The sequence below is a fragment of the Streptomyces sp. NPDC054770 genome, from assembly GCF_053611985.1.
Genome location: NZ_JBSHBL010000031.1, coordinates 82,861 through 102,063, shown reverse-complemented (window position 1 = coordinate 102,063; position 19,203 = coordinate 82,861). Strand labels below are relative to the sequence as shown.

Annotated in this window: 19 protein-coding genes; 9 read left to right on the top strand and 10 right to left on the bottom strand. The window is 72.8% G+C overall.

What is annotated here, in order from left to right; translation table 11 throughout:
• Position 1 precedes the first annotated feature (1 nt).
• The 5 genes from ACWGKQ_RS25955 (at position 2) to ACWGKQ_RS25935 (ending at position 3,781) form a co-directional block, all read left to right on the top strand.
• Positions 2-1,090 (top strand): hypothetical protein, encoded by a 1,089-nt coding sequence (locus ACWGKQ_RS25955; protein ID WP_453294339.1) that lies wholly within the window; start codon positions 2-4, stop codon positions 1,088-1,090.
• Entirely contained in the window at positions 1,087-1,608 is a 522-nt protein-coding gene (locus tag ACWGKQ_RS25950; protein ID WP_453294338.1) for a hypothetical protein, read from the top strand. The genes ACWGKQ_RS25955 and ACWGKQ_RS25950 overlap by 4 nt, the downstream gene beginning before the upstream one ends.
• A 370-nt stretch (positions 1,609-1,978) precedes the next feature.
• Positions 1,979-2,245 carry a helix-turn-helix domain-containing protein gene (locus tag ACWGKQ_RS25945; protein WP_453294337.1) on the top strand — a complete coding sequence of 89 codons (267 nt, stop codon included), beginning with the start codon at positions 1,979-1,981 and terminating at the stop codon, positions 2,243-2,245.
• A gap of 204 nt (positions 2,246-2,449) precedes the next feature.
• Entirely contained in the window at positions 2,450-3,295 is an 846-nt protein-coding gene (locus ACWGKQ_RS25940) for an alpha/beta hydrolase (protein ID WP_453294336.1), read from the top strand.
• 30 nt (positions 3,296-3,325) lie between these two features.
• Positions 3,326-3,781, top strand: a complete 456-nt coding sequence (locus ACWGKQ_RS25935) for a thiamine pyrophosphate-binding protein (RefSeq protein WP_453294335.1) — start codon at positions 3,326-3,328, stop codon at positions 3,779-3,781.
• A 22-nt stretch (positions 3,782-3,803) separates the two neighbouring features.
• Here ACWGKQ_RS25935 and ACWGKQ_RS25930 read toward each other — a convergent pair whose 3' ends face one another.
• The 6 genes from ACWGKQ_RS25930 to ACWGKQ_RS25905 all read right to left on the bottom strand — a co-directional run bounded on the left by ACWGKQ_RS25930 (position 3,804) and on the right by ACWGKQ_RS25905 (position 12,400).
• The gene (locus ACWGKQ_RS25930) at positions 3,804-4,403 is read right to left on the bottom strand and encodes a flavin reductase family protein (protein ID WP_453294334.1); all 600 of its coding nucleotides are present in this window, start codon (positions 4,401-4,403) and stop codon (positions 3,804-3,806) included.
• Positions 4,404-4,468: 65 nt separating this feature from the next.
• Complete coding sequence (locus ACWGKQ_RS25925; RefSeq protein WP_453294333.1) at positions 4,469-5,251, bottom strand: enoyl-CoA hydratase/isomerase family protein; 783 nt, start codon at positions 5,249-5,251, stop codon at positions 4,469-4,471.
• Entirely contained in the window at positions 5,251-7,479 is a 2,229-nt protein-coding gene (locus tag ACWGKQ_RS25920) for an acetate--CoA ligase family protein (protein ID WP_453294332.1), read from the bottom strand. The genes ACWGKQ_RS25925 and ACWGKQ_RS25920 overlap by 1 nt, the downstream gene beginning before the upstream one ends.
• A 163-nt stretch (positions 7,480-7,642) precedes the next feature.
• The gene (locus ACWGKQ_RS25915; protein WP_453294331.1) at positions 7,643-9,166 is read right to left on the bottom strand and encodes a flavin monoamine oxidase family protein; all 1,524 of its coding nucleotides are present in this window, start codon (positions 9,164-9,166) and stop codon (positions 7,643-7,645) included.
• Between the two features lie 161 nt (positions 9,167-9,327).
• Positions 9,328-10,485, bottom strand: a complete 1,158-nt coding sequence (locus tag ACWGKQ_RS25910; protein ID WP_453294330.1) for a flavin-containing monooxygenase — start codon at positions 10,483-10,485, stop codon at positions 9,328-9,330.
• 313 nt (positions 10,486-10,798) lie between these two features.
• Positions 10,799-12,400 (bottom strand): subtype B tannase, encoded by a 1,602-nt coding sequence (locus ACWGKQ_RS25905; RefSeq protein WP_453294356.1) that lies wholly within the window; start codon positions 12,398-12,400, stop codon positions 10,799-10,801.
• Positions 12,401-12,615: 215 nt separating this feature from the next.
• Between ACWGKQ_RS25905 and ACWGKQ_RS25900 the strand changes: the two genes are divergently transcribed.
• Positions 12,616-13,047: a Zn-ribbon domain-containing OB-fold protein gene (locus ACWGKQ_RS25900; protein ID WP_453294329.1), complete on the top strand. Its 432-nt coding sequence runs from the start codon at positions 12,616-12,618 to the stop codon at positions 13,045-13,047.
• Between the two features lie 100 nt (positions 13,048-13,147).
• Positions 13,148-13,786 carry a GNAT family N-acetyltransferase gene (locus ACWGKQ_RS25895; RefSeq protein WP_453294328.1) on the top strand — a complete coding sequence of 213 codons (639 nt, stop codon included), beginning with the start codon at positions 13,148-13,150 and terminating at the stop codon, positions 13,784-13,786.
• Here the strand turns inward: ACWGKQ_RS25895 and ACWGKQ_RS25890 are convergent.
• Complete coding sequence (locus ACWGKQ_RS25890) at positions 13,783-14,598, bottom strand: aminotransferase class IV (protein ID WP_453294327.1); 816 nt, start codon at positions 14,596-14,598, stop codon at positions 13,783-13,785. The two genes, ACWGKQ_RS25895 and ACWGKQ_RS25890, sit on opposite strands and share 4 nt — an antisense overlap.
• A gap of 67 nt (positions 14,599-14,665) precedes the next feature.
• Between ACWGKQ_RS25890 and ACWGKQ_RS25885 the strand changes: the two genes are divergently transcribed.
• Positions 14,666-15,550: a GNAT family N-acetyltransferase gene (locus tag ACWGKQ_RS25885; RefSeq protein WP_453294326.1), complete on the top strand. Its 885-nt coding sequence runs from the start codon at positions 14,666-14,668 to the stop codon at positions 15,548-15,550.
• Positions 15,551-15,571: 21 nt separating this feature from the next.
• Here ACWGKQ_RS25885 and ACWGKQ_RS25880 read toward each other — a convergent pair whose 3' ends face one another.
• Positions 15,572-16,243 carry a pyridoxine/pyridoxamine 5'-phosphate oxidase gene (locus ACWGKQ_RS25880; RefSeq protein ID WP_453294325.1) on the bottom strand — a complete coding sequence of 224 codons (672 nt, stop codon included), beginning with the start codon at positions 16,241-16,243 and terminating at the stop codon, positions 15,572-15,574.
• A gap of 141 nt (positions 16,244-16,384) precedes the next feature.
• On the opposite strand from ACWGKQ_RS25880, the gene ACWGKQ_RS25875 reads away from it, so the two are divergent.
• Positions 16,385-16,846 (top strand): hypothetical protein, encoded by a 462-nt coding sequence (locus tag ACWGKQ_RS25875; protein ID WP_453294324.1) that lies wholly within the window; start codon positions 16,385-16,387, stop codon positions 16,844-16,846.
• A 10-nt stretch (positions 16,847-16,856) separates the two neighbouring features.
• Here ACWGKQ_RS25875 and ACWGKQ_RS25870 read toward each other — a convergent pair whose 3' ends face one another.
• On the bottom strand, positions 16,857-17,864 hold the full coding sequence (locus ACWGKQ_RS25870) for an expansin EXLX1 family cellulose-binding protein (protein WP_453294323.1): 1,008 nt from the start codon (positions 17,862-17,864) through the stop codon (positions 16,857-16,859).
• A 139-nt stretch (positions 17,865-18,003) separates the two neighbouring features.
• Positions 18,004-19,173, bottom strand: coding sequence for a thiolase C-terminal domain-containing protein (locus ACWGKQ_RS25865; protein ID WP_453294322.1), 1,170 nt, complete (start codon positions 19,171-19,173; stop codon positions 18,004-18,006).
• Positions 19,174-19,203 lie beyond the last annotated feature (30 nt).

Genomic DNA, 19,203 nt, shown 5'->3' with positions numbered 1-19,203 from the left:
GGTGAACGTGTATCGCCCGTCCGGCGCAGGCAACGCCGACGGTGGCCTGCGGAGTGTTCTGCAGGGCTTCGACGTGGGCGTCGTGGTGCGCCGGATGGAGGCCGGCTTCGGCCGGCTCCCCGCATACACCGACTTCCAGTGGCCGGTGGACCGGGCCGCGGTGGTTCGCTGGAACGTCGACCTCGTCCTGCGCTGGCTGGTCAACGGCCTGCCGCCGGACGACCACCTCCGGTCCGAGCCGCACGAGTTCCTGCGCGCCCGCGCGATGTCCGGGCAGCCGATCGAGGACAGCATCCTGGTCTACCGCCGCGGGGCGCGCATGTTCTGGGAGGCGCTGCTGGACCTGTCGACGGACGCCGACCGGGCGCTGCTGCTCGCTCGTTCGGAGACGGTCTGGAGCTGTCTGGAGGATTACCTCGACCTGGTCGTGGACGTGTCCGCGCGGGCCTACGCGGACCAGGAGGACGCGCCGTCCACGGCCGGTGACCGGCGCGCCCGTACCCTGTTCGACCGGCTCTGCGCCCAGCTGCCCGTCACGATCGAGGACCGGGACCGGGCCGCCCGGCTCGGCTTCGACCTGGTGGAGCCGTACCGGCCGTTCACCGCGCAGCTCGCCGGAGCGCCGGTCGCCGCGCACGCCGATCTCGCGTTCCGGCTGCGTGCGGCGGGGTCGCTGGCCTTCACCGAGGGGCTGCGGGTCACCGGGCTGACACCGCCCGGATTCGACTGGAAGGCGTTCCTCGAAGACCCGCGGCTGCTGCTGGCCGAGGACGAGCCGCTGCCCCGCGGCCGGCTCGGGGCGGCGGCCGACGGGCTGGTCCAGAAGCCGGGCGCGTATTCGTGCCCGGGCACAAGGCGGGAGGGCGTTGAATGGCGGCAGAACATCCATGCGGGAGGGGATCCTGTGCCCGAGCTTGATCCGTGCCGGAGGTCGGTCAGGGCCCCCGAGGCGACTTCGCGGCAGACGCCGGCCGGGACGCGGCCCGAACGCGTCACGGAAGCCACTTCGCGCGGCACCCGGCAGCGGGCGGTCCGGCACCGGCCCGAGGCCTGCCCTCGGCCGTCGCTGCCGGGGGTGCGCGGGATATGAGCGTCTCCGCCGACTGGGAGAGCTTCGCCGTGATGGCCGGAGGAGCCAGCGCCGCCCTCACCGGGCTGCTGTTCGTCGCGGTGTCGGTGAACGCCGGCCGGATCGCCCGGCACCCGGGCCTGCGGGCGGGCGCGGCGCAGACCCTGGTGCTGTTCATCGCGCCGCTGCTCATGGCGACGGTCCTGCTCGTGCCCGGCCAGCCCGACCGGGTTCTGGGCGCCGAGCTCATCGCCATGGGGATCGGCGCGAGCCTGAGCCTGCTGGCCATCGGGCGGAACAAGCGTGAGTCGCCCGTCGACGACGGGCGCCTGGCCGACATCTTCGACCGCCGGGGCACCAACGTGGTCGTCATGCTGCTGTTCGTGGCCTGCGGGGCCCTGCTGGCCTTCGGCGACGACGCCGGCCTCTACCTGCTGCTGCCGGCCTCCGCCGTGGCGTTCGTCAGCGGGGTGCTGAACGCGTGGCGCTTCCTGCTCCCGCCGACCGACGCGCACCCGCAGCGGGAGCCGGAGCGCTGATCACCGGTGCCGACGGTGAACACGACGCCTGACCGCACAGGCCACCACACGCGCCGGGGCACGCCGGACCGCATCGAGCCCTCTGGAAGGTGACGCGCATGTACGCCACGCCCCGCGCCGACGCCGGCTTTGCGGCGGCCGGTCGGTTACGCGGCGTACTCCACGGCCTGGACACCGACCTGATGACTCATCAGCCGGCCCGCGACCTGGCAGATGTGCCGACTGGCCGGGGGCGCCGGCGGAAACGGTCGCCACCCTGCACGACCTGGTCACCCTGGGGAGCCGGGCGGGGCGCCGGGGGGCGGATCCGCCTCGACGACTTCCTGACGGAGGTCATGCTCGCGAACTCCCCCGGCTCGCCGACGGTGTCATGCGGCGGGTACTGGGGCGGCTCGATGCCGAGGATCCCTCCGGAACGCTGTCCCAGACCCTGACGTGCCTGGCCGCGCACGGTTTCAACCGGACCGCGGCCGCGGCAGCCCTCCCGGCCCACCGCAACACTCTGCTCTACCGCATCAACCGGATCGAGAAGCTGTCCGGCCTCGACCTCGACCGGCATGCCCACCGGGAGCCGGCCCGGCCGGCCGTCGTCCGGGCGGAGACGACAGGCGCGCGTACCGCGCCTCGCTCCGCGTGACCGGGCCGCCCACCCGCACCGACCGGCCCCGGACCGGTTCCGGCCCACTCCCTCGCAGCAGGAGTCGTCATGGTGCCCAACGGCGGGCCGACTTCTTGTCCCCGTGCACAACCTGTCAGGTGCCACGCTGTCCGGCGGCAGGGTCCGGCAGAGCCGGGATTCCCGCCCTGCCGGCACCCGTACCGCGATGGAGGAGATGCGGGCATGACTACCGCTGCGGACACGATCGTCCTGATACACGGTCTGTGGATGACGCCGCTCGCCTGGGAGCACTGGGCGACCCGGTACGAGGAGCGCGGATTCACCGTGCTGACTCCCGGATACCCGGGGATCGAGCCCGGGGAGGCCGGGGTCGCGGCGCTCCGGAAGGACGCCTCCGCGATCTCCGGGGTCGGGGTCCGCGAAGTGCTGGACCATCTCACCGGCGTCATCCAGGAGTTGGACACCCCGCCGATCATCATGGGGCACTCGTTCGGCGGGACCTTCGCCCAGCTTCTGGTGGGTGCCGGGCTCGGGGCGGCCGGAGTGTCGATCGACGGTGCGGCGGTCAAGGGCGTGAACGCGATGCCGCTGTCGGAGCTCCGCTCGGTGCTGCCGGTCCTGAAGGACCCGGCGAACGCGCACCGGGCCGTCCCGCTGACGGCCGAGCAGTTCCACTACGCCTTCACCAACACCCTGGACGAGGACGCCTCCCGGCGCGCCTACGACCGCTACGCGGCGCCGACGCCGGCCCGCATCCTCTTCCAGGGCGGTCTCGCGGCCGTCACCCGCCACGCGGCCACCACCTTCGACTTCGCCGCCGACGACCGGGCGCCGCTGCTGTTCGTCTCCGGTGGCAGCGACCACATCCTGCCTCCCGTCGTCCAGCGGCAGAACTACGAGAAGAACGTGAAGCACTCGGCGGCGATCACCGCGCACACCGTGTTCGAGGGGCGCGACCACTTCACCTGTGGCGAGCCCGGGTGGGAGGCGGTGGCCGACTTCGCTCTCGGCTGGGCGCTGGACCCGCGCTCCGGAGTCCTCGACCCCGCGACCGGCGACCCGGTCTGACCGGCCGGCCCCGAGAACGGAAGGTGTGCATTGTCCAGGACAGGGGCCGACGGCCTGTGGGAGACGCTGGTCAGCGCCGGCGTACGACGCTGCTACGGGATCGTGGGTGACGCGCTCAACCCGGTGATCGACGCGCTGCGCCGCGACGGCCAGGTCGACTTCGTGCATGTACGCAACGAGGAGTTCGGCGTCTTCGCCGCCGTCGCCGAGGCGATGGGCGCCAAGGGCATCCGCGTCGAGGAACCCGGTGACCTGGTGCAGGGGCTCGCGGCGGCGCCGGCGCACACCGGTGGTCCGGTCGTGGTGGACGTCGTCGTCGACCCGTACGCGGTGGCGATCCCGGCCCATGTGCCGGCGAGGACCGCCGCGGGGTTCACCCTGAGCGCGACCCGGCACGCCCCGGCGGAGTTCCGGCCGCTGGGCAACCTCAACCGGGCCCGCCGCGTGGTCTACGCGGCCAGCGCCCGGGAATGGCAGGCGGGGTAGCCGGGCGCACGCCGCAGACGGCTCAGAGAAACCGCCCCCGGTGGAACAGCAGCGGCGCCCGGTCCGGGTCGTCGCCCGTGCCCAGTGCGTTCACCCGGCCGACCACGATCAGGTGGTCGCCGCCCGTGTGCACGGCGTGGATCGCGCAGTCGATCCAGGCGGCGGCGCCGGTCAGCCGGGGGGAGCCGGAGACCGGGGCCGCGTCGTAGGTGACGCCGGCGAACTTGTCCGTGCCGCTCACCGCGAAGGCGCGGCACAGTTCGCCCTGGCCCGCGCCGAGGACGTTGACGCAGAAGACGCCGGCGCGGGCGATGCGCGGCCAGGTGGCCGACGTACGGCCGACCATGAAGCAGATCAGGGGCGGGTCCAGGGAGAGGGAGGAGAAGGACTGGCAGGCGAAACCGGCGGGGGAGGGCTCGCCCTCGGCGGCCGGTGCGGTGATCACGGTCACCCCGGTCGCGAAGTTCCCGAGCACGCGCCGGAACTCCGTCTGGTCGACCGGCGCCCGCTCGTCCGCGCGCACGCACCGCAACTCCGGGCGCGGCAACGCCTCCACGGCCCCCGCCCCGGGAACCGACCTCAGATAACGGACGGCGGCCGCGGCCGCCCCTGCGTGTCCCATCACCTCTCCATTGAAGGTGACGGACCGTCAGATTGGAAGAGGTGCGGCCGTCCCGGGTGCCGCTGTCATCGGCCCTGGAAATCGGGGGTTCTGCGCTCCACGAAGGCCCGTACGCCGTCCTGCGCGTCCCGGGTCGTCATGTTGATCTCCTGGGCCGCCGCCTCGGCGGCGAACGCGGACGCCCGGTCGGTGTCCAGGGACGCGTTGACCAGCTGCTTGGTCAGGGCGAGGGCACGGGTGGGGCCGGCGGCCAGGCGGGCGGCCCAGTCGCGGGCCGTCTTGGGCAGGTCCGCGTCCGGGACGACCCGGTTGACCAGGCCCAGGCGTTCGGCCTCCGGCGCGGACAGGGCGTCGCCGAAGAACATCAGTTCCTTGGCGCGCTGCGGGCCGATCAGGCGGGGGAGCAGGTAGGCGCCGCCGCCGTCGGGGACCAGGCCGCGGCGCACGAACACCTCGATGAAACGGGCCGATTCGGCGGCCAGCACCAGGTCGCAGGCGAGCGCCAGATGGGCGCCGAGGCCGGCGGCGGTGCCGTTGACCGCCGCGATCACCGGCTTCTCGCAGTCCAGGACGGCGGCGACGAGACGCTGGGCGCCGAGCCGGATGGTGCGGGCCACGTCGCCCGGAATCCGTTCGGCCGTGGCGGTACCGCGGAGGTCGGCGCCCGCGCAGAAACCGCGGCCGGTGCCCGTGATGACCACCGCTCCGGTCCCCGGGTCCGCGGACGCCCCGGCGAGGAGGTCGATGATGTGGTCCCGCTGGTCGGGGGTGATCGCGTTGAGGGCGTCGGGGCGGTCGAGGGTGAGGTGGGCGACCCGCTCCGCCGTCACGTACCGGACGGTGTCCATCAGCGGCACACCGCCAGCGCGTCCAGCGCCACCGCGCCCTGGCCCTGCTCCAGCACCATCAGCGGGTTGATGTCGAGCTCGGCGAGCTGGTCGCCGAGTTCCAGGGCCATCCGCTGGACGCGGAGGACCACCTCGACGAGGGCGTCCAGATCGGCCGGCGGGCGGCCCCGGACCCCGTCCAGCAGGGCCCGCCCGCGCAGTTCCGCGAGCATGTCCCGGGCCTGGTCCTCGCCGAACGGCGGCACCCGTACGGCCGCGTCGTGCAGGACCTCGACCAGCACCCCGCCGAGCCCCACGGTCACGGTCGGCCCGAAGAGGTCGTCGTGGGTGACCCCGACGACCATCTCCACGCCCCGCTCCACCATCTGGCAGACCAGCACGCCGTCCAGGGCGACCCCCTCGTAGCGGGCGATGTCGGTCAGGTCGCGGTAGGCGTCCCGGACCTGGCTGGCCGAGGTCAGCCCGATCTTCACCAGGCCCAGCTCCGTCTTGTGGGCGATCTGGCCGCCGGACGCCTTCATCACCACCGGGTAGCCGACCAGCCCGGCCGCGCGTACGGCCGCCGCCGCGCTGGTCACCAGCTGCTCGCGCGGCACCCGGATGCCGTACGCGCGCAGCAGCTGTTTGGCCGCGTGTTCGCTCAGCTGCTGCCCGGGCCGCATCAGCGCCAGCGCCTTGCGGTAGGAGGGGGACGGGGTGCGGGGGGCCTCGTCGAAGGGGGAGCGGTAGGTGCTGACGAAACGGTGGTGGTCGAGGTAGGCGCGGACGGCGGTGAGGCAGTTGCCGACCGTGCGGAAGGCGGCCACCCGGGAGGAGCCGAGCAGCACCTCGCGGTAGGCGGCCTCGGTGCCGACCGGCGATCCCCACACCACGCACACCAGCTTGTCGGTCGCCTCGGCCGCGTCGACCAGGTCCTGGACGAGCTTGTCGCTGAGCGGCGGGAAGGGGCCGGTGATCGGGCAGATCAGCACCCCGACCTCGGGGTCGGCGAGGATCGAGTCGATGATCTTCCGGCCGCGCCAGTCGCCCACCGGGTGCCCGCCGTTGTCGACGGGGTTGGCCACGCTCAGGTACTCCGGTATCCACTGGTGCAGTTCGGCCTGCCGGGCCTCGGACAGCACCGGCAGTTTCAGGCCCAGGCCGGAGGCCAGGTCGGCGACGTGCGCGCCGGTGCCGCCCGAGATCGAGTAGACGACCACGCCGTCGGCGCGCGGCGGCCGGGCCCGGGCCAGCAGGGCGGCGGTGTCCTGGAGTTCGTCGAGTCCGTCGACGCGGATCACCCCGTACTGGCGCAGTGCCGCGTCCACCACGTCGTCCGCGCCGGTCAGCTTGCCGGTGTGGGAGGCGGCGGTGCGGGCGCCGGCCTCGGTGCGGCCGACCTTCACGGCGACCACCGGCACATGGCGGCGGGCCGCGCGGTCGGCGGCGAGCAGGAAGGCGCGGCCGTCCTTGAGGCCCTCGACGTAGCAGGCGATGGCGCCGACCTCGGGGCGCTCGGCGAAGTAGGAGATGAAGTCGGCGGTCTCCAGGTCGGCCTCGTTGCCGGTCGGCGCCCAGTGCGAGAGCCGGATGCCGAGTTCCTGCGCGGCGAAGACCGGCCTCCCCTGGTGCCCGGACTGGGTGATCAGGGCGATCGCGGGGCCGTCCAGGTCGTCGCGGAAGCGCTCGAAGGCGTTCAGGTTGGTGTTCGGGCCGAGCAGCCGGAGCCCGGAGCTCCGTACGGCCGCTGCCAGGCGGGTCTGGGCCGCGGCGCCCTCCTCGCCGGTCTCCGCGAACCCGGAGGCGAAGGCCACCGCGAACTTCACCTTGGCCTCGGCCAGTTCCTCGATCAGCGGAAGGGGGTCGGCGACCAGGAGGACGGCGAGGTCGACCTCTTCGGGCAGGTCGGCGACGGAGGGCACGCAGGCGATGCCGAAGACCGACGGGCGGGTCGGATGCACCGGGTGCACCCGGGCCCCGACCCGCGCGGCCCAGTCGAGCAGCTGCCGGGTGATGCCGGTGTTGGGCCGCCCCTCGGCGTCCGAGGCGCCGACCACGGCGACGGACTCGGGGCGGAAGAACCTGTCCAGATCCGGTACGTCCGCGTACAGCGGCCGCCCGCTGACGTCCAGCTCGTCCGCGTCGGCCGTGCGGCCGTGCACGGCCGGCCCGGGACGCTGCTCACCGCAGGCGATGACCCGGGCCCGGCGGGAGTCGGTGGTGAGGGTGCCGTGGGTTGATCCAAGCATCGTTCCGCCCGCTCCTGTGTGGACAGCACAATTAACTGACGCAGTGTCAGATTACTGAACTGACACTGCGTCAGGAACTGCTCTGCACGGAAAGTTGAGGCAGAAAGTTGAGGCCGGAAGCGGTCCTCCTTTCTTCGCGGCCCGCTCGGCCCGCTCGGCCTTCTCAGCCGAGGGCGGCCAGTACCTCCTTCGCCACCCGCTCGCCCGACCGCACCGCCCCGTCCATGTACCCGGTCCAGAACGTCGACGTCTCCGTCCCGGCCCAGTGGATCCCGCCCGCCGGCTGCCGCAGCGCGGTCCCGTACCCGGTCAGCACCCCGGGCGGCGCGTAGGCCACCGGGCCGCCCCGCGAGAAGCCCTCATTGTCCCAGCGCTGGAGCACGAAGGAGGTGGGTGATTCGGCCTTGTCGCCGAAGTAGTTGGCGTAGTCGGCCAGCACGGCGGTCCTGACGTCGGCCTCGCTCGCGGTGTCGTACGCCCGCATCTCGTCGGCCTCGATGAAACCCATCAGGGCGCCGTAGGAGCCGTCCGGCGGGGAGTTGTCGAAGGTCGAGCGGACCACGCCGGAGTCGCTGACGGCCTGCCCGTTGAGGCCGTCGGCGCGCCAGAACGGGGTGTCGTAGACGGCGATGGCCTTGCCGATCGAGCCCATCGGCATCCGCTGGGTGAGCTGGTCGCGGGCGGCCGGCAGGAGCGGGTCGTAGCTGATCCGGGCGGCGAGCGGGGGCGGCAGGGCGACGACCACCCGGGTGGCGTTGACGGTGATGCCGTCGGCCGTGACGACGTACGAGCCGCCGGACTTGACGATGGAGCGGACCGGCGCGCTCAGCACCACCCGGTCGCCGAGGGTCGCGGCGAGCTTGATCGGGACCTGCTGGGAGCCACCGACGAAACGGGACTCCTGGGCGCCGCCCGCGGTGTCGGTGAGGCGTTCCAGGGTGCCGGCGTTGGACTCGTCACCGGCGGCGGCGATGTAGAAGAGGACATAGAGCAGGGAGAGTTCACGGGGCTGGGCCGAGAAGATCGACGTGCAGGCCAGGTCCAGCAGGAACTTGGCCGAGGGCACGATCGCGTTGGCGTTCAGCCAGCTCTCGAAGGTCTGCTTGTCCCACTCGGCGGCCTTGGCGGCGGTCCACGGGGCGTCCACCGGGACCTGCGCGGCCATGCTGTCCAGCTCCGACTGCACGATCGCCGCGTTGGCGAGGCCGGCCGCGTCCACCGGCGGGACCGAGCCGAGCAGGCCGCTGGTGTCGTACGGGGTGCGCTTGCCGTCCTTGTAGAGGAGGTTGTTCCCCGTGTTGTAGGTGGTGAAGGTGGCGACGCCGAGGGAGTCGGCGAGGGCCTTGATGCGGTTCTGGGTGGGGCCGATGAACTCGCCGCCGCCCTCGGTGGCACCCCCGTTGGCCAGCTTCAGGTTCACCACCCGGCCGCCGACCCGGTCCCGGGCCTCCAGGACGGCGACGGTCTTGCCGCCGGCCACCAGGTCGCGGGCCGCGGTGAGGCCGGCGATGCCGCCGCCGACGATCGCGACGTCGACGGTGCGGGAGGCGGTGGCCGCGGATGCCGTACCGGCGGAGGCCGCGGTGAGCCCGACGGCCCCGGCGGCTCCGGCGGCGGCACCGCCGATGAGGGAGCGGCGGGAGAGCTGGGAAGAGGGCCGGGGAGACAGCTGTCTTTCACGTGCCACGTGCGTCCTCCGTGCTGAGCGAGAGGGGTGGAGCCGGAAAGTTGAGCAGGGCTCACATTCTGGTCCTGGGCACGCGCGCGATGCTACCGCCGGTAACAAACGGCTCCCGTCGCCTGCGTCACACGGGCAACAGGCGTGCTACGTAAGCGGGTTGAGGCTGTCTACGCCGACCGCTGCCGCTTGGCGACCGCCTTTGCGATCTTCTCCGCGTCGATGGCCAGTTCGCGGAGGTTGCCGCTGATGGGGTTGGTGTAGCCGGTGAAGTAGAGGCCGGGGGCGTTCTTCGGGGCGCGGGGGCCGCGGGTGCGCGGGCGGCCGCGGTCGTCGAGGACGTCGAGATGGCCGACCAGGCCCTCCAGGGCGCGGACGTATCCGGTCGCGGCGATCACCGCGTCGGGGGTGATCCGGGTGCCGTCGGCGAGGACGACCTTGCCGTCCTCGAAACCGTCGACGGTGGCCACGATCTCGACCTTCCCCCGGCGCACCGCGTCGATGAGGCCGACGTCCAGGACCGGGATGGCGCCCTGCTTCACCCGGCTGTAGAGGCCGCTGTCCGGGCGGGGCAGGCCGTGTGCGGCCAGGTCGGGGACGCTGACCTTGGCCATGGTGCGGGCCAGCCGGTCGACGAGGGCCGTCGGGAGCCGCCGTACCAGGATGGAGTTGTACTGGGCGGCCCAGCCGGCGGTGGAGCGGCGCACGATGTGCGGGACCGTGCGGACGGCCAGCCGTACCCGCGAGGCACCGCCCTCGGTCAGGTCGACGGCGATCTCGGCGCCGGTGTTGCCGATGCCGACGACGAGGACGTCCCGGCCGGCGAAGGGCTCGGCGTTGCGGTACGCGCCGGCGTGCAGGAACTCGCCGCCGAAGGCGTCCCGGCCCGGCCAGTCGGGGATGTGCGGGGTGTGGTTGAAGCCGGTGGCGACCACCACCGCGGAGCCGGTCAGCTCACGCCCGCCGGAGGCGTGCAGCAGCCAGCCGTCGCCGTCCGCCGGGCGTTCCACGCGGGAGACCTCGACGCCGGTGACGATCTCCAGTTCGTGGTGCTCGGCGTACTTCTCCAGATAGCGCACCACGTCGTCGCGGGAGACCCAGCGGCCGAAGCGGCGCGGCATGGGCAGCCCGGGGAGCGCGGACAGGCGGCGGGTGGTGTGGAGGCGGAGACGGTCGTAGTGGCGGCGCCAGGACGCGCCGACGTCGTCGGACTTCTCCAGGATCACGGCGCGGATGCCCCGGGCTCGCAGCGCGTACGCGGCGGCGAGACCTCCGGGGCCGGCGCCGATGACGTACACGGGCGAAACGGTGGGGGAAAACACGGCCATGAGCGGGAGCGTAATCACGCTCCACGTTGATGGGTCTCGGTCAAGACCGGAATTGGTTGCGGATTGATCACACCCGTAGGAGAAGTGGGTGGGACTTGTGACGTAGCCCACCTCATCTGGCGGAAAACCGGCCGGAAACCGGTCCGAAAAGTGAAAGGCCCGTGACATCGGGCCCCGGTGCGCTGGGGCCCGACGTCACGGGTGGGCGGCGTCCTTAGACAGACGGGAAAAAGGACACCGCGTTCCGGGAGGCTATCGCGGCTTCGAGAGCGCCATCACGATTGTGAGAGCTTCTTACTTCCGCGGTGGCCTGTTAATTCCGCTTGCCCTTCTTGCCCTTGCCGTAGCCCGTCACCGAGGCGATCCAGGTGATGAAGTCGCCCGGGTCGGTGTTGGCGCCATGGCCCTCGTCCCAGTAGTAGAGGTGGTTGACGTCGTCGCCGAGGTTGTCCAGGCGGGCCGCCAGGTTCGCGGAGATGACGTGCGAGGTGTCGGAGTCGCTGGTGCCCAGGCGGATCCACCAGTGCTTGGAGCGGCGGTCGTTGACCTTCTCCACCAGGTGGTACATCGGGTTCATCAGGTTCAGCTTCTCGGGGATGTCGGCGGCGACCCGCTTGGTGCTGAGTCCGGTGGAGTCATTCTTCGCGCCGTACGCCGTGAAGTGGCGGGTCTCCGTCGTACCCGCTCCGAATTCATTGTTCTCGCCTGCCGACAGGTCGAAGGCGTCGAAGGCCGGGGTGTCCTTCTTGCGGGCGCCGACGTGGGTGAGGAAGTCGTCCCAGGCGAAGGTGGCCTCGCCGCCGGACCAGGTGATGAAGGTGTTCTTCGCCAGGTACGTCTCGCGGTCCGAGTCCGAGAGTGCGGCGAGGTACCTGGTGGCCGACGGCTGGAGGTACTGCTCGACCAGGTAGTCGTCGTAGTTGCGGGCGGTCAGCGGTCCGAAACGGTTCAGGCCGCGCAGCTTCAGACCGGCCTGGTACTCGGCGAACCGGGCCTTCAGGTCCTTGGAGACGGACTGGTCGACCTGCTTGCCGGTGGCGAGGTCGTTGGTGCCCCAGTTCCACTCGTAGGCGCCGTCGGCGTGCTCCAGGTCGGTGATCGGGCACCAGGCGCCGACCGCGAAGACCGCGTCCGAGGCGTCGGCCGCGCCCAGCTCCTTCAGGTACTTGTCGTAGATCGGGCTGTCGCCGGACGCGCCGAGCAGCGAGGACAGGGCGCCGCCCGCGCTGGTGCCTGCAGAAACGATTCGCTCTACGTCGCCGGGGATCAGGCCCTTGTTCGCCCTGATGTACCGGACGGCGGCCTTGAGGTCGACGATCGCGGCCGGGGCGGTGCCGTAGTACTCGCCGTCGGAGTTCTTGAGGGTACGGCCGCGGGCGCCGGGCTCGATCACGACGTACCCGGCGGCCAGCGCGAGCAACTGGTTGCTGGAGGTGGCGCCGCCGGTGGCGTTGGTGTTGCCGTTGGCGTTGGAGGCGGCGCTGCTGGAGGAGCTGGGCGCCGCACCGGTGGGCGCGCCGCTGGGCGCCGCACCGCCGCCCATCGCCGAACCGCCGCCGCCGACCTCGGTGGCGTCGGCCACCGAGGAGGGCAGGTAGCCGCCGATCGAGTTGGCGAGCAGGATCGGGGCGTCGCTCGGGTCGACCGTCGTGCCGTCGATCTCGACCGGGGCGCTGACGATCAGGGACTGGTAGGTGGCGTCCACCGGGTCGGCGACGTAGGTGATCGCCTTCCAGAAGTGGTATGTCACATTGTGCTGGGTGCCCTCGGTGTCCGTGATCGTCGTCGTCAGCTTCGAATACGCGTCCGCGTCGAACGTCAGGGAGTCCGAGGACGAGGAGGAACTGCTCGACGCCTGCGCGCTGAGGGCGATACCGCCGACTGCCGCGACACCGGCCGTGGCGCCGATCCCCATGACCACGGTCCTGCGCTTGACTGCCCTGTGCTTCACCTTGCTGCTCCTCGTATCCGGGCTCCTTGGCCTTGCGGTTGCGAACGTAATCTCGCTCCGATAAAATCGTCAACAATTTGCCGGGATCTCATGGGGGACCCACAGGGCCATGGGGAACGCACAGGATTTCCCCACCCGGGGCTAGGCTGCGCTTCAGGAACTGACGTAACGTCAGATTCATGGATGCGACGAGTTCCGACGGGATACGCACACCGGCCCCGCGATACGACCGCCCCGAACCGGACGCCTTCACCCGCCCCTACTGGGAGGCGGCCGCCGCGGGCCGGCTGCTGCTCCGCCGCTGCGGCTCCTGCGGCCGGGCCCACCACTACCCCCGGGAGTTCTGCCCGCACTGCTGGAGCGAGGACGTCACCTGGGAGCGGGCGACCGGCCGTGCGACCCTCTACACCTGGTCCGTCGTCCACCGCAACGACCTCCCGCCGTTCGGCGACCGCGTCCCGTATGTGCCCGCCGTGGTCGACCTCGCGGAGGGCCCGCGCATGATGACGGAACTGGTGACCGCCGACCCGGAAGCCCTGCGCCCCGGACTGGAACTGGAGGTCGCCTTCCGGGAGGGCGCCCCGGTGTTCCGCCCGGCGCCGGCGCACTGAGCCGGGACGGGCCGGGCAAAGGAACCCCTCCGGCCTGCTGCCCGGAGGCATACGGCAACCTGCTGGGCCCCCACCCGGTGCCCGGGTTTCAATAGCCCCCATGGCCTTCACCGACGAACAGCCCGCCGCCCGCCGCCCCGACGCCACCCCCCAGGGCCTCGGCCTGCGGCTGGACCGCTGGGACCCGGACGCGGAGGCCCACGTCGAGGCGTGGCTGCGGGCCCGTTCCGATCCGGACTTCCGCCGCTGGAACACCCCGCTCGTCCTGGTGACCGACCTCGCGGGCGCCCGCGCCTCCCTGGCCGGGCAGCGGAAGCAGGCGGCGGACGGCACCTGTGCGCCGTTCCGGATCACCGACGCGGAGAGCGGTACGACCCTCGGCCACGTCGGCATCAACATGATCGACCGCACGTTCCGGACCGCCCGGGTCGGCTACTGGGTCCTCCCCGAGGCGCGGGGCCGCCGGGTCGCCACCCGCGCCCTGGCCCTGGCGACGGACTGGGCCTTCGCCGAACTGGACCTCCACCGCCTGGAGCTGGGCCACGCCCTCGGCCATGACGCGTCCTGCCGGATAGCCGTGACGTGCGGTTACGGGTACGAGGGGACACTGCGCGGCGCGATGTTCGAGGCGGGCCGCAAGGACGCCTTCCGCGACGTACACCTGCACGCCCGCCTGGCCACGGACCCCGGCCCCGCCCTGGAGGCCCGGACGGACCCCGGACCCGACCCGGACGCCTAGATCGAATCCCAGGGAACCTCGGCCCAGGCGGCGCGCAGCGCGTCCGTCAGGGCGGCACCGTCGCCGGGGAAGGGGACGTCGTCGATTCCGGCGAGCGGCTGGGCGGGGCAGTGGGAGTAGGTCGCCGCGGCGGCACGCAGTGAAGGCAGGTCGTCGGTGGTGAGGCGGCGGGTCGACCACGGCACACCGGCCTTCGCCGACGCACCCTGAAGCAGTTGCATGGTGATGCCGGGCAGCACCGCGGCCTCGGGCCACACGACCTGCTCCCCGTCCCAGAACGCGACGTTCCAGATGGAGCCCTCGCGCAGGTACCCGTCCCGGCCCACGAACAGGGCGTCGTCGAAGCCCGCCTCCCGGGCCATGCGCCGCTGGTACGTCAGCCCCATCGTCGCCAGGTGCTTGAGGTGCGGCAGCTCACGCTCGTAGACGACGGTGCGCACCCGCAGGGCGGGGCCCGGCTCGTCGGCCACGGGAGCGGTGACCGACACCATGACGTCCGGTGCCGACGGCTCTCCCGCACCGGGGGCGGACGGCTCTCCCGCGCCGGGCACGACGCTCACCCGGACCGACGTGGCACGCACCCCGCGCACCGCGTGCCGGATGAATCCCCGGAGCCGGTCCCGGTCCCGATCGCCGCCCGGCACACCGAAGAGCTCACGGGAGGCCCCTTCCAGCCGCTTCAGATGCAGCTCCAGACCACGCACGGCCCCGTCCCGCACCTGCATGGCGGTGAAGTGCCCGTAGTTCCGCGTCGCCACCCGGTGCAGGTCCTCGACGTCCGCCGGCCGGCCGTTGATCTCCACGTTCGACACGGCGCCATGCTGTCACAGGCGCCCAAATTCAGGTGCCCGGCACAGCGTTGGGACGGGAACATCGACCATGGCTCCCGAAAGAGACGCATCCGACTGGCACTTCACTCCCGACGTCGACGAATTCCTCGCCCACGCCCAGGACTTCCTCCACTCCCGGCCCGACCGGCACACCATCCCCCTCACGGTGACCGAGCAGCTCCGCAGGCGCGGACCGCAGGCCTACGGCGACCGGCCGCCGTTCTTCGGCTACCTCGCGCGGAGCGACGGCAGCGTGGCCGCCGCGCTGCTCCACACGCCCCCCTACACCCTGCACACCACCCCGGTCACGGCCGACGAGACCGAGGCGCTGGTCGACCGCCTCCTCGCCCTCGGCCACCCGGTGCCCGGGTTCTCCGCCGAGCGTGCCGTGGCGGAGGCGTTCGCGGCGGAGTGGGAACGGCGGACGGGGGTGCCGGGAGAGCTGCGGGAGTCGATGCGCCTGTACCGGCTGGCCGAGCCGACGGCCCCCTCCCCGGCGCCGGAGGGCCGGGCGAGGCTGGCCGGCGCGGCCGACCGGGACCTGCTGATCCGCTGGTACGAGGGGTTCGTGGCCGACGCGGGCACGGGGAACAGCCGGGACGGCGGGGAGTGGGCCGACTTCCGGCTCTCCTACGACGGCGTCACCCTCTGGGAGACGCCCGACGGCACCCCCGTCTCCATGGCCGGCGTGACCCTGGCGGTCGCCGGCCAGATCCGGGTCGCCCCCGTCTACACCCCGCCGGAACTGCGCGGCCGCGGCTACGCCGGCGCGGTGACGACGGAGGTCGGCCGGGCGGCACTGGCCGCGGGGGCCGCCGAGGTCCTGCTCTTCGCGGACCTCGCCAACCGGACCAGCAACGCGCTCTACCAGCGCATCGGCTACCGGCAGGTGGCGGACTGGGCGGTGTACGACTTCGCGGCGAAGGCGCGGTGAGGGCGCGGTGAGGGCGGCCGCTCACGGCCACAGCAGTTCCCTCCGCCACCGCCCGTCCGCCTCCGCGACGTACCGGAGCCGGACGTGGCGGCGGTCCGGGTCGCCCTGGAAGAACTCGGCCTCCTCCGGGTGCAGCCGGTACAGGGTCCAGGTCGGGGAGGGGGCGGCCGGGTCGGCGTGGGCGCGTTGCCAGGCCGCCTCCGACTCCGTGCGCAGTTCCTCCAGCGAGGACAGGGGGCTGCTCTGGCGGCCGGTGAGGGCCGCCGCCAGGGCGCCCGTCGAGCGGGCGTGCAGGTCGGCCTGGCTCTCCTCGGCCGGGGCCGCCGTGACCGGGCCGCGCAGCCGGACCTGGCGGCCCAGGACCGGCCAGTAGAAGGCCAGGGCCGCGTACGGGCGGGTGGCCAGCTGGCGCCCCTTGCGGCTGGTCACGTGCGACGCGAAGGACCAGCCGTGCGCGTCCGCGCCGTGCAGCATCACGATCCGTACGTCCGCCCGGCCCTCCTCGTCCGACGTCGCCAGCGACACGGTGTGCGGCTCCTGCTGCCCGGCCGCCACCGCCTCCGCGAACCAGGTGGTGAAGAGGGCGAGCGGTGCCTCCGGAGCCGACGCCGGGTCGAACGGCCGTAGCTCCGTGGCCTCGGGGTGCCAGACGCGGAGCGACCTCAGGAGCGCGTGAAGATCCGTTGCTGCCATGTGCCGAGTATCACTCGGTACCTCCCGCAGCCGTGCCATCAGCCACCTCGTGCGTCAGGTCCGGGGTCCCGGCGGCCGAACCCGGGGCACAACCGAGCAAATCCCTGCGAACACCTGTGCCCCGGCCGCACACTGTCCGGCATGAGGCGACCGAAGACCGTGAAAGTGGCTGTACGCCACGTAAGCGGCGATGTCGGGCGGCCCAGGGCGCGGGCCGTCACCTGGGCCGCCCGGGACTTCCGGCTGGTCCGGCCGGCCGAGGGCCGGGACCGGGTGGAGCTGGAGTGTCCCGTCTGCGCGGTGTCCGTGTTCGCCGAGGTCAGCGACCATGCGCGGACCCGGCGGGTGCGCCAGGTGTGGGCCGTGGTGTCGGCGCTCTCCCTCGTGGTGGCCGTCGCCGCCCTCGGCTACGCCCTCCACGAGGGCGGCAGGGTCCTGCCCGGCGGCCGGTCCCTGCCGGTCCTCTTCCCGGTCGGCGTGGTCGTCGCCGGGCTCGTCATGGCGCCCACGGCCTGGGTGCGCAGCCGCCACCACATCGGCGTCACCCTCCTCGACGCCCCCGAGTCCCGCCGCGGCCACCGGATCGTGCCGGTACGCGGTTGACCGAGGGCGGTCAGTGCCGGGCGAACTGGACCCCGGTGCGCTGGACCACGTCCGGGCGTACCGCGAGCGCCGGCACGGTGAGCTGTTCGCCGTAGATGTCGGTGAGGCGGATCTCGCCGCCGCAGCCGGTGCCCTGCTCGGAGAGGAAGTAGTTGTACGCGGTGCGGGTCAGCGCCAGCCAGCCGCTGCTCGTGCGGACCTCCAGGCGGGCCAGCGGGTTGCGGTGGCCGATCGCCTGGATGCCGCACCAGTACTGGGTGGAACCGGTCTTGTAGCGGATCGAGACCGTGTCGGAGGTGGCCGGGCTCAGCAGGCTCCAGGTGATCGCGATCCGGCCCGCGGAGAGGGGGGCGAGCTTCGCGAACGCCTGCCTGCTGAGGTCGAGTTGGCCGGCCGTGCAGGGCGCTGGGCACTCGTTGGTGATCCGTACGGTGATGGACGTGCCGCTCGCCGCGCGGACCGAGACGTACGCCCCGCAGGCCTTCGCGGTCTCGTAGTCGGCGGTGTTCATCGCCGCGGTCATCACGTCGGAGGTCGGGCCGTAGGAGCAGGCGCCGTCGCCGTTTCCGACGTCGTAGGAGGTGGCGACCCCCTGGTAGGCGGTGCCGGGGCGGATCCGGCCGGCCGCGGGGGCGGTGGTGGTGGCGGAGGAGGCGCCGGATGCCGAGCGCCGGGCCGGGGTGGCGGACGGGTGCACCGATACGGACGCGGACGGCGACGGGGTGGTGTGCCTGCCCGCCGTGGAGGCCGTCGTGGTCGTCGTGGACGGCTTCGGCGACGACGGGGTCTTGGGTGTCGCCGCCGCGCTCGTCACGGCGTCCGACACGGACCCGGACACCGCCCGGTCCTGCCCGGTGGCGCCGGCCGCGGCGCCGGGCCGGAAGGCCACGACCAGGGTCACGACCAGGGCGACGGCGGCGACCGCGGCCACCGCGAGCAACGGACCGCGGACCGGGCGCCATTCGAAGTCCCGGTCCGGCTGCGGCTGCCGGCGGCGGCGATGTGAGGAGGAGGCCACGGAGGGATCCTTACGCGATTCGGCGGTGCACGTCCTTCGAACATCGAAGCTTCCGGTACGACAGTTGCCGCCGGGGCGGAAGAGGTTGCCGCCGTTCCGTGAGAAGTTGCCGCCGCTCCGCGAGAGACCGCCCTCGCGATCACCCCCGCCCCAGCACCACCGTCCCCGACGAGCAGAACCAGCCGCCCGTCCCCGACGCCACCCCCAGCTCCGGCAGCCCCCCGTCGGCCCGCCGCACCTGCCGCCGGCCGGCCTGTCCGCGCAGCTGCCGTACCGCCTCCACGAGGAGGAACAGCCCCCGCATCCCGGGGTGTTGGGCCGACAGCCCGCCCCCGTCGGTGTTCACCGGCAGCTCCCCGCCGGCGACCCGCAGCCGCCCCTTCGCCGCGAACGCCCCGCCCTCGCCCTTCGCGCAGAAGCCCAGGTCCTCCAGGGTGACGAGGGTCATGTAGGTGAACGCGTCGTAGATCTCGGCGAAGTCGATGTCGGCGGGCGTGACTCCGGCCCGCCGGAAGGCCAGTCGGCCGCTGACCGCAGCCGGGGACACCGTGAAGTCCGGCCACTCCGACATGGTGGCGTGGGAGAGGCACTCACCCGTGCCGAGGACCCACACCGGGGCGGTACGGCAGTCCGGTACGTACTCCTCGGCCGCCAGCAGCACCGCCGCGCCGCCGTCCGAGCGGATGCAGCAGTGAAGTTTCGTGAAGGGGTCGGCGATCATCGGTCCGGACAGGACCTCGTCGACCGTGATCGGGTCGCGGAACATGGCCTCCGGGTTCAGTGCGGCGTTGGCCCGGGCCTGGACCGCCACCTCCGCCAACTGCTCGATCGTGGTGCCGTGTTCGATCATGTGGCGGCGGGCGGCCATCGCGTACTTGGCGATGAGGGTGTGGCCGTAGGGGACCTCGAACTGCAGGGGGCCGCGGGCGCCGAAGGACAGGTTCCCGGTGCGCCGCCCCGCCCGGATGTCGGCGCGGGCCGTCGAGCCGTACACCAGCAGGACCGCGTTGGCGTGGCCGGCGGCTATCGCGTCCGCCGCGTGGGCCGCCATGACCTCCCAGGTCGAGCCGCCGACGGCGGTGGAGTCGGCCCAGGTGGGGCGCAGGCCCAGGTACTCGGCCACCTCCACGGGGGCCAGCGTGCCGAGGCCCGCCGACGCGAAGCCGTCCACCACGTCCCGGGTAAGGCCCGCGTCGGCGAGCGCGCGGCGGGCCGCCTGGGCGTGCAGGGCGTAGGGGGTGGCGTCGTCCACCCGGCCGCAGTCGGACAGGGCCACGCCGACCACGGCGACCTTGCGGGGTCCAGTCATGAATCTGACGGTACATCAGATCTACTCCCC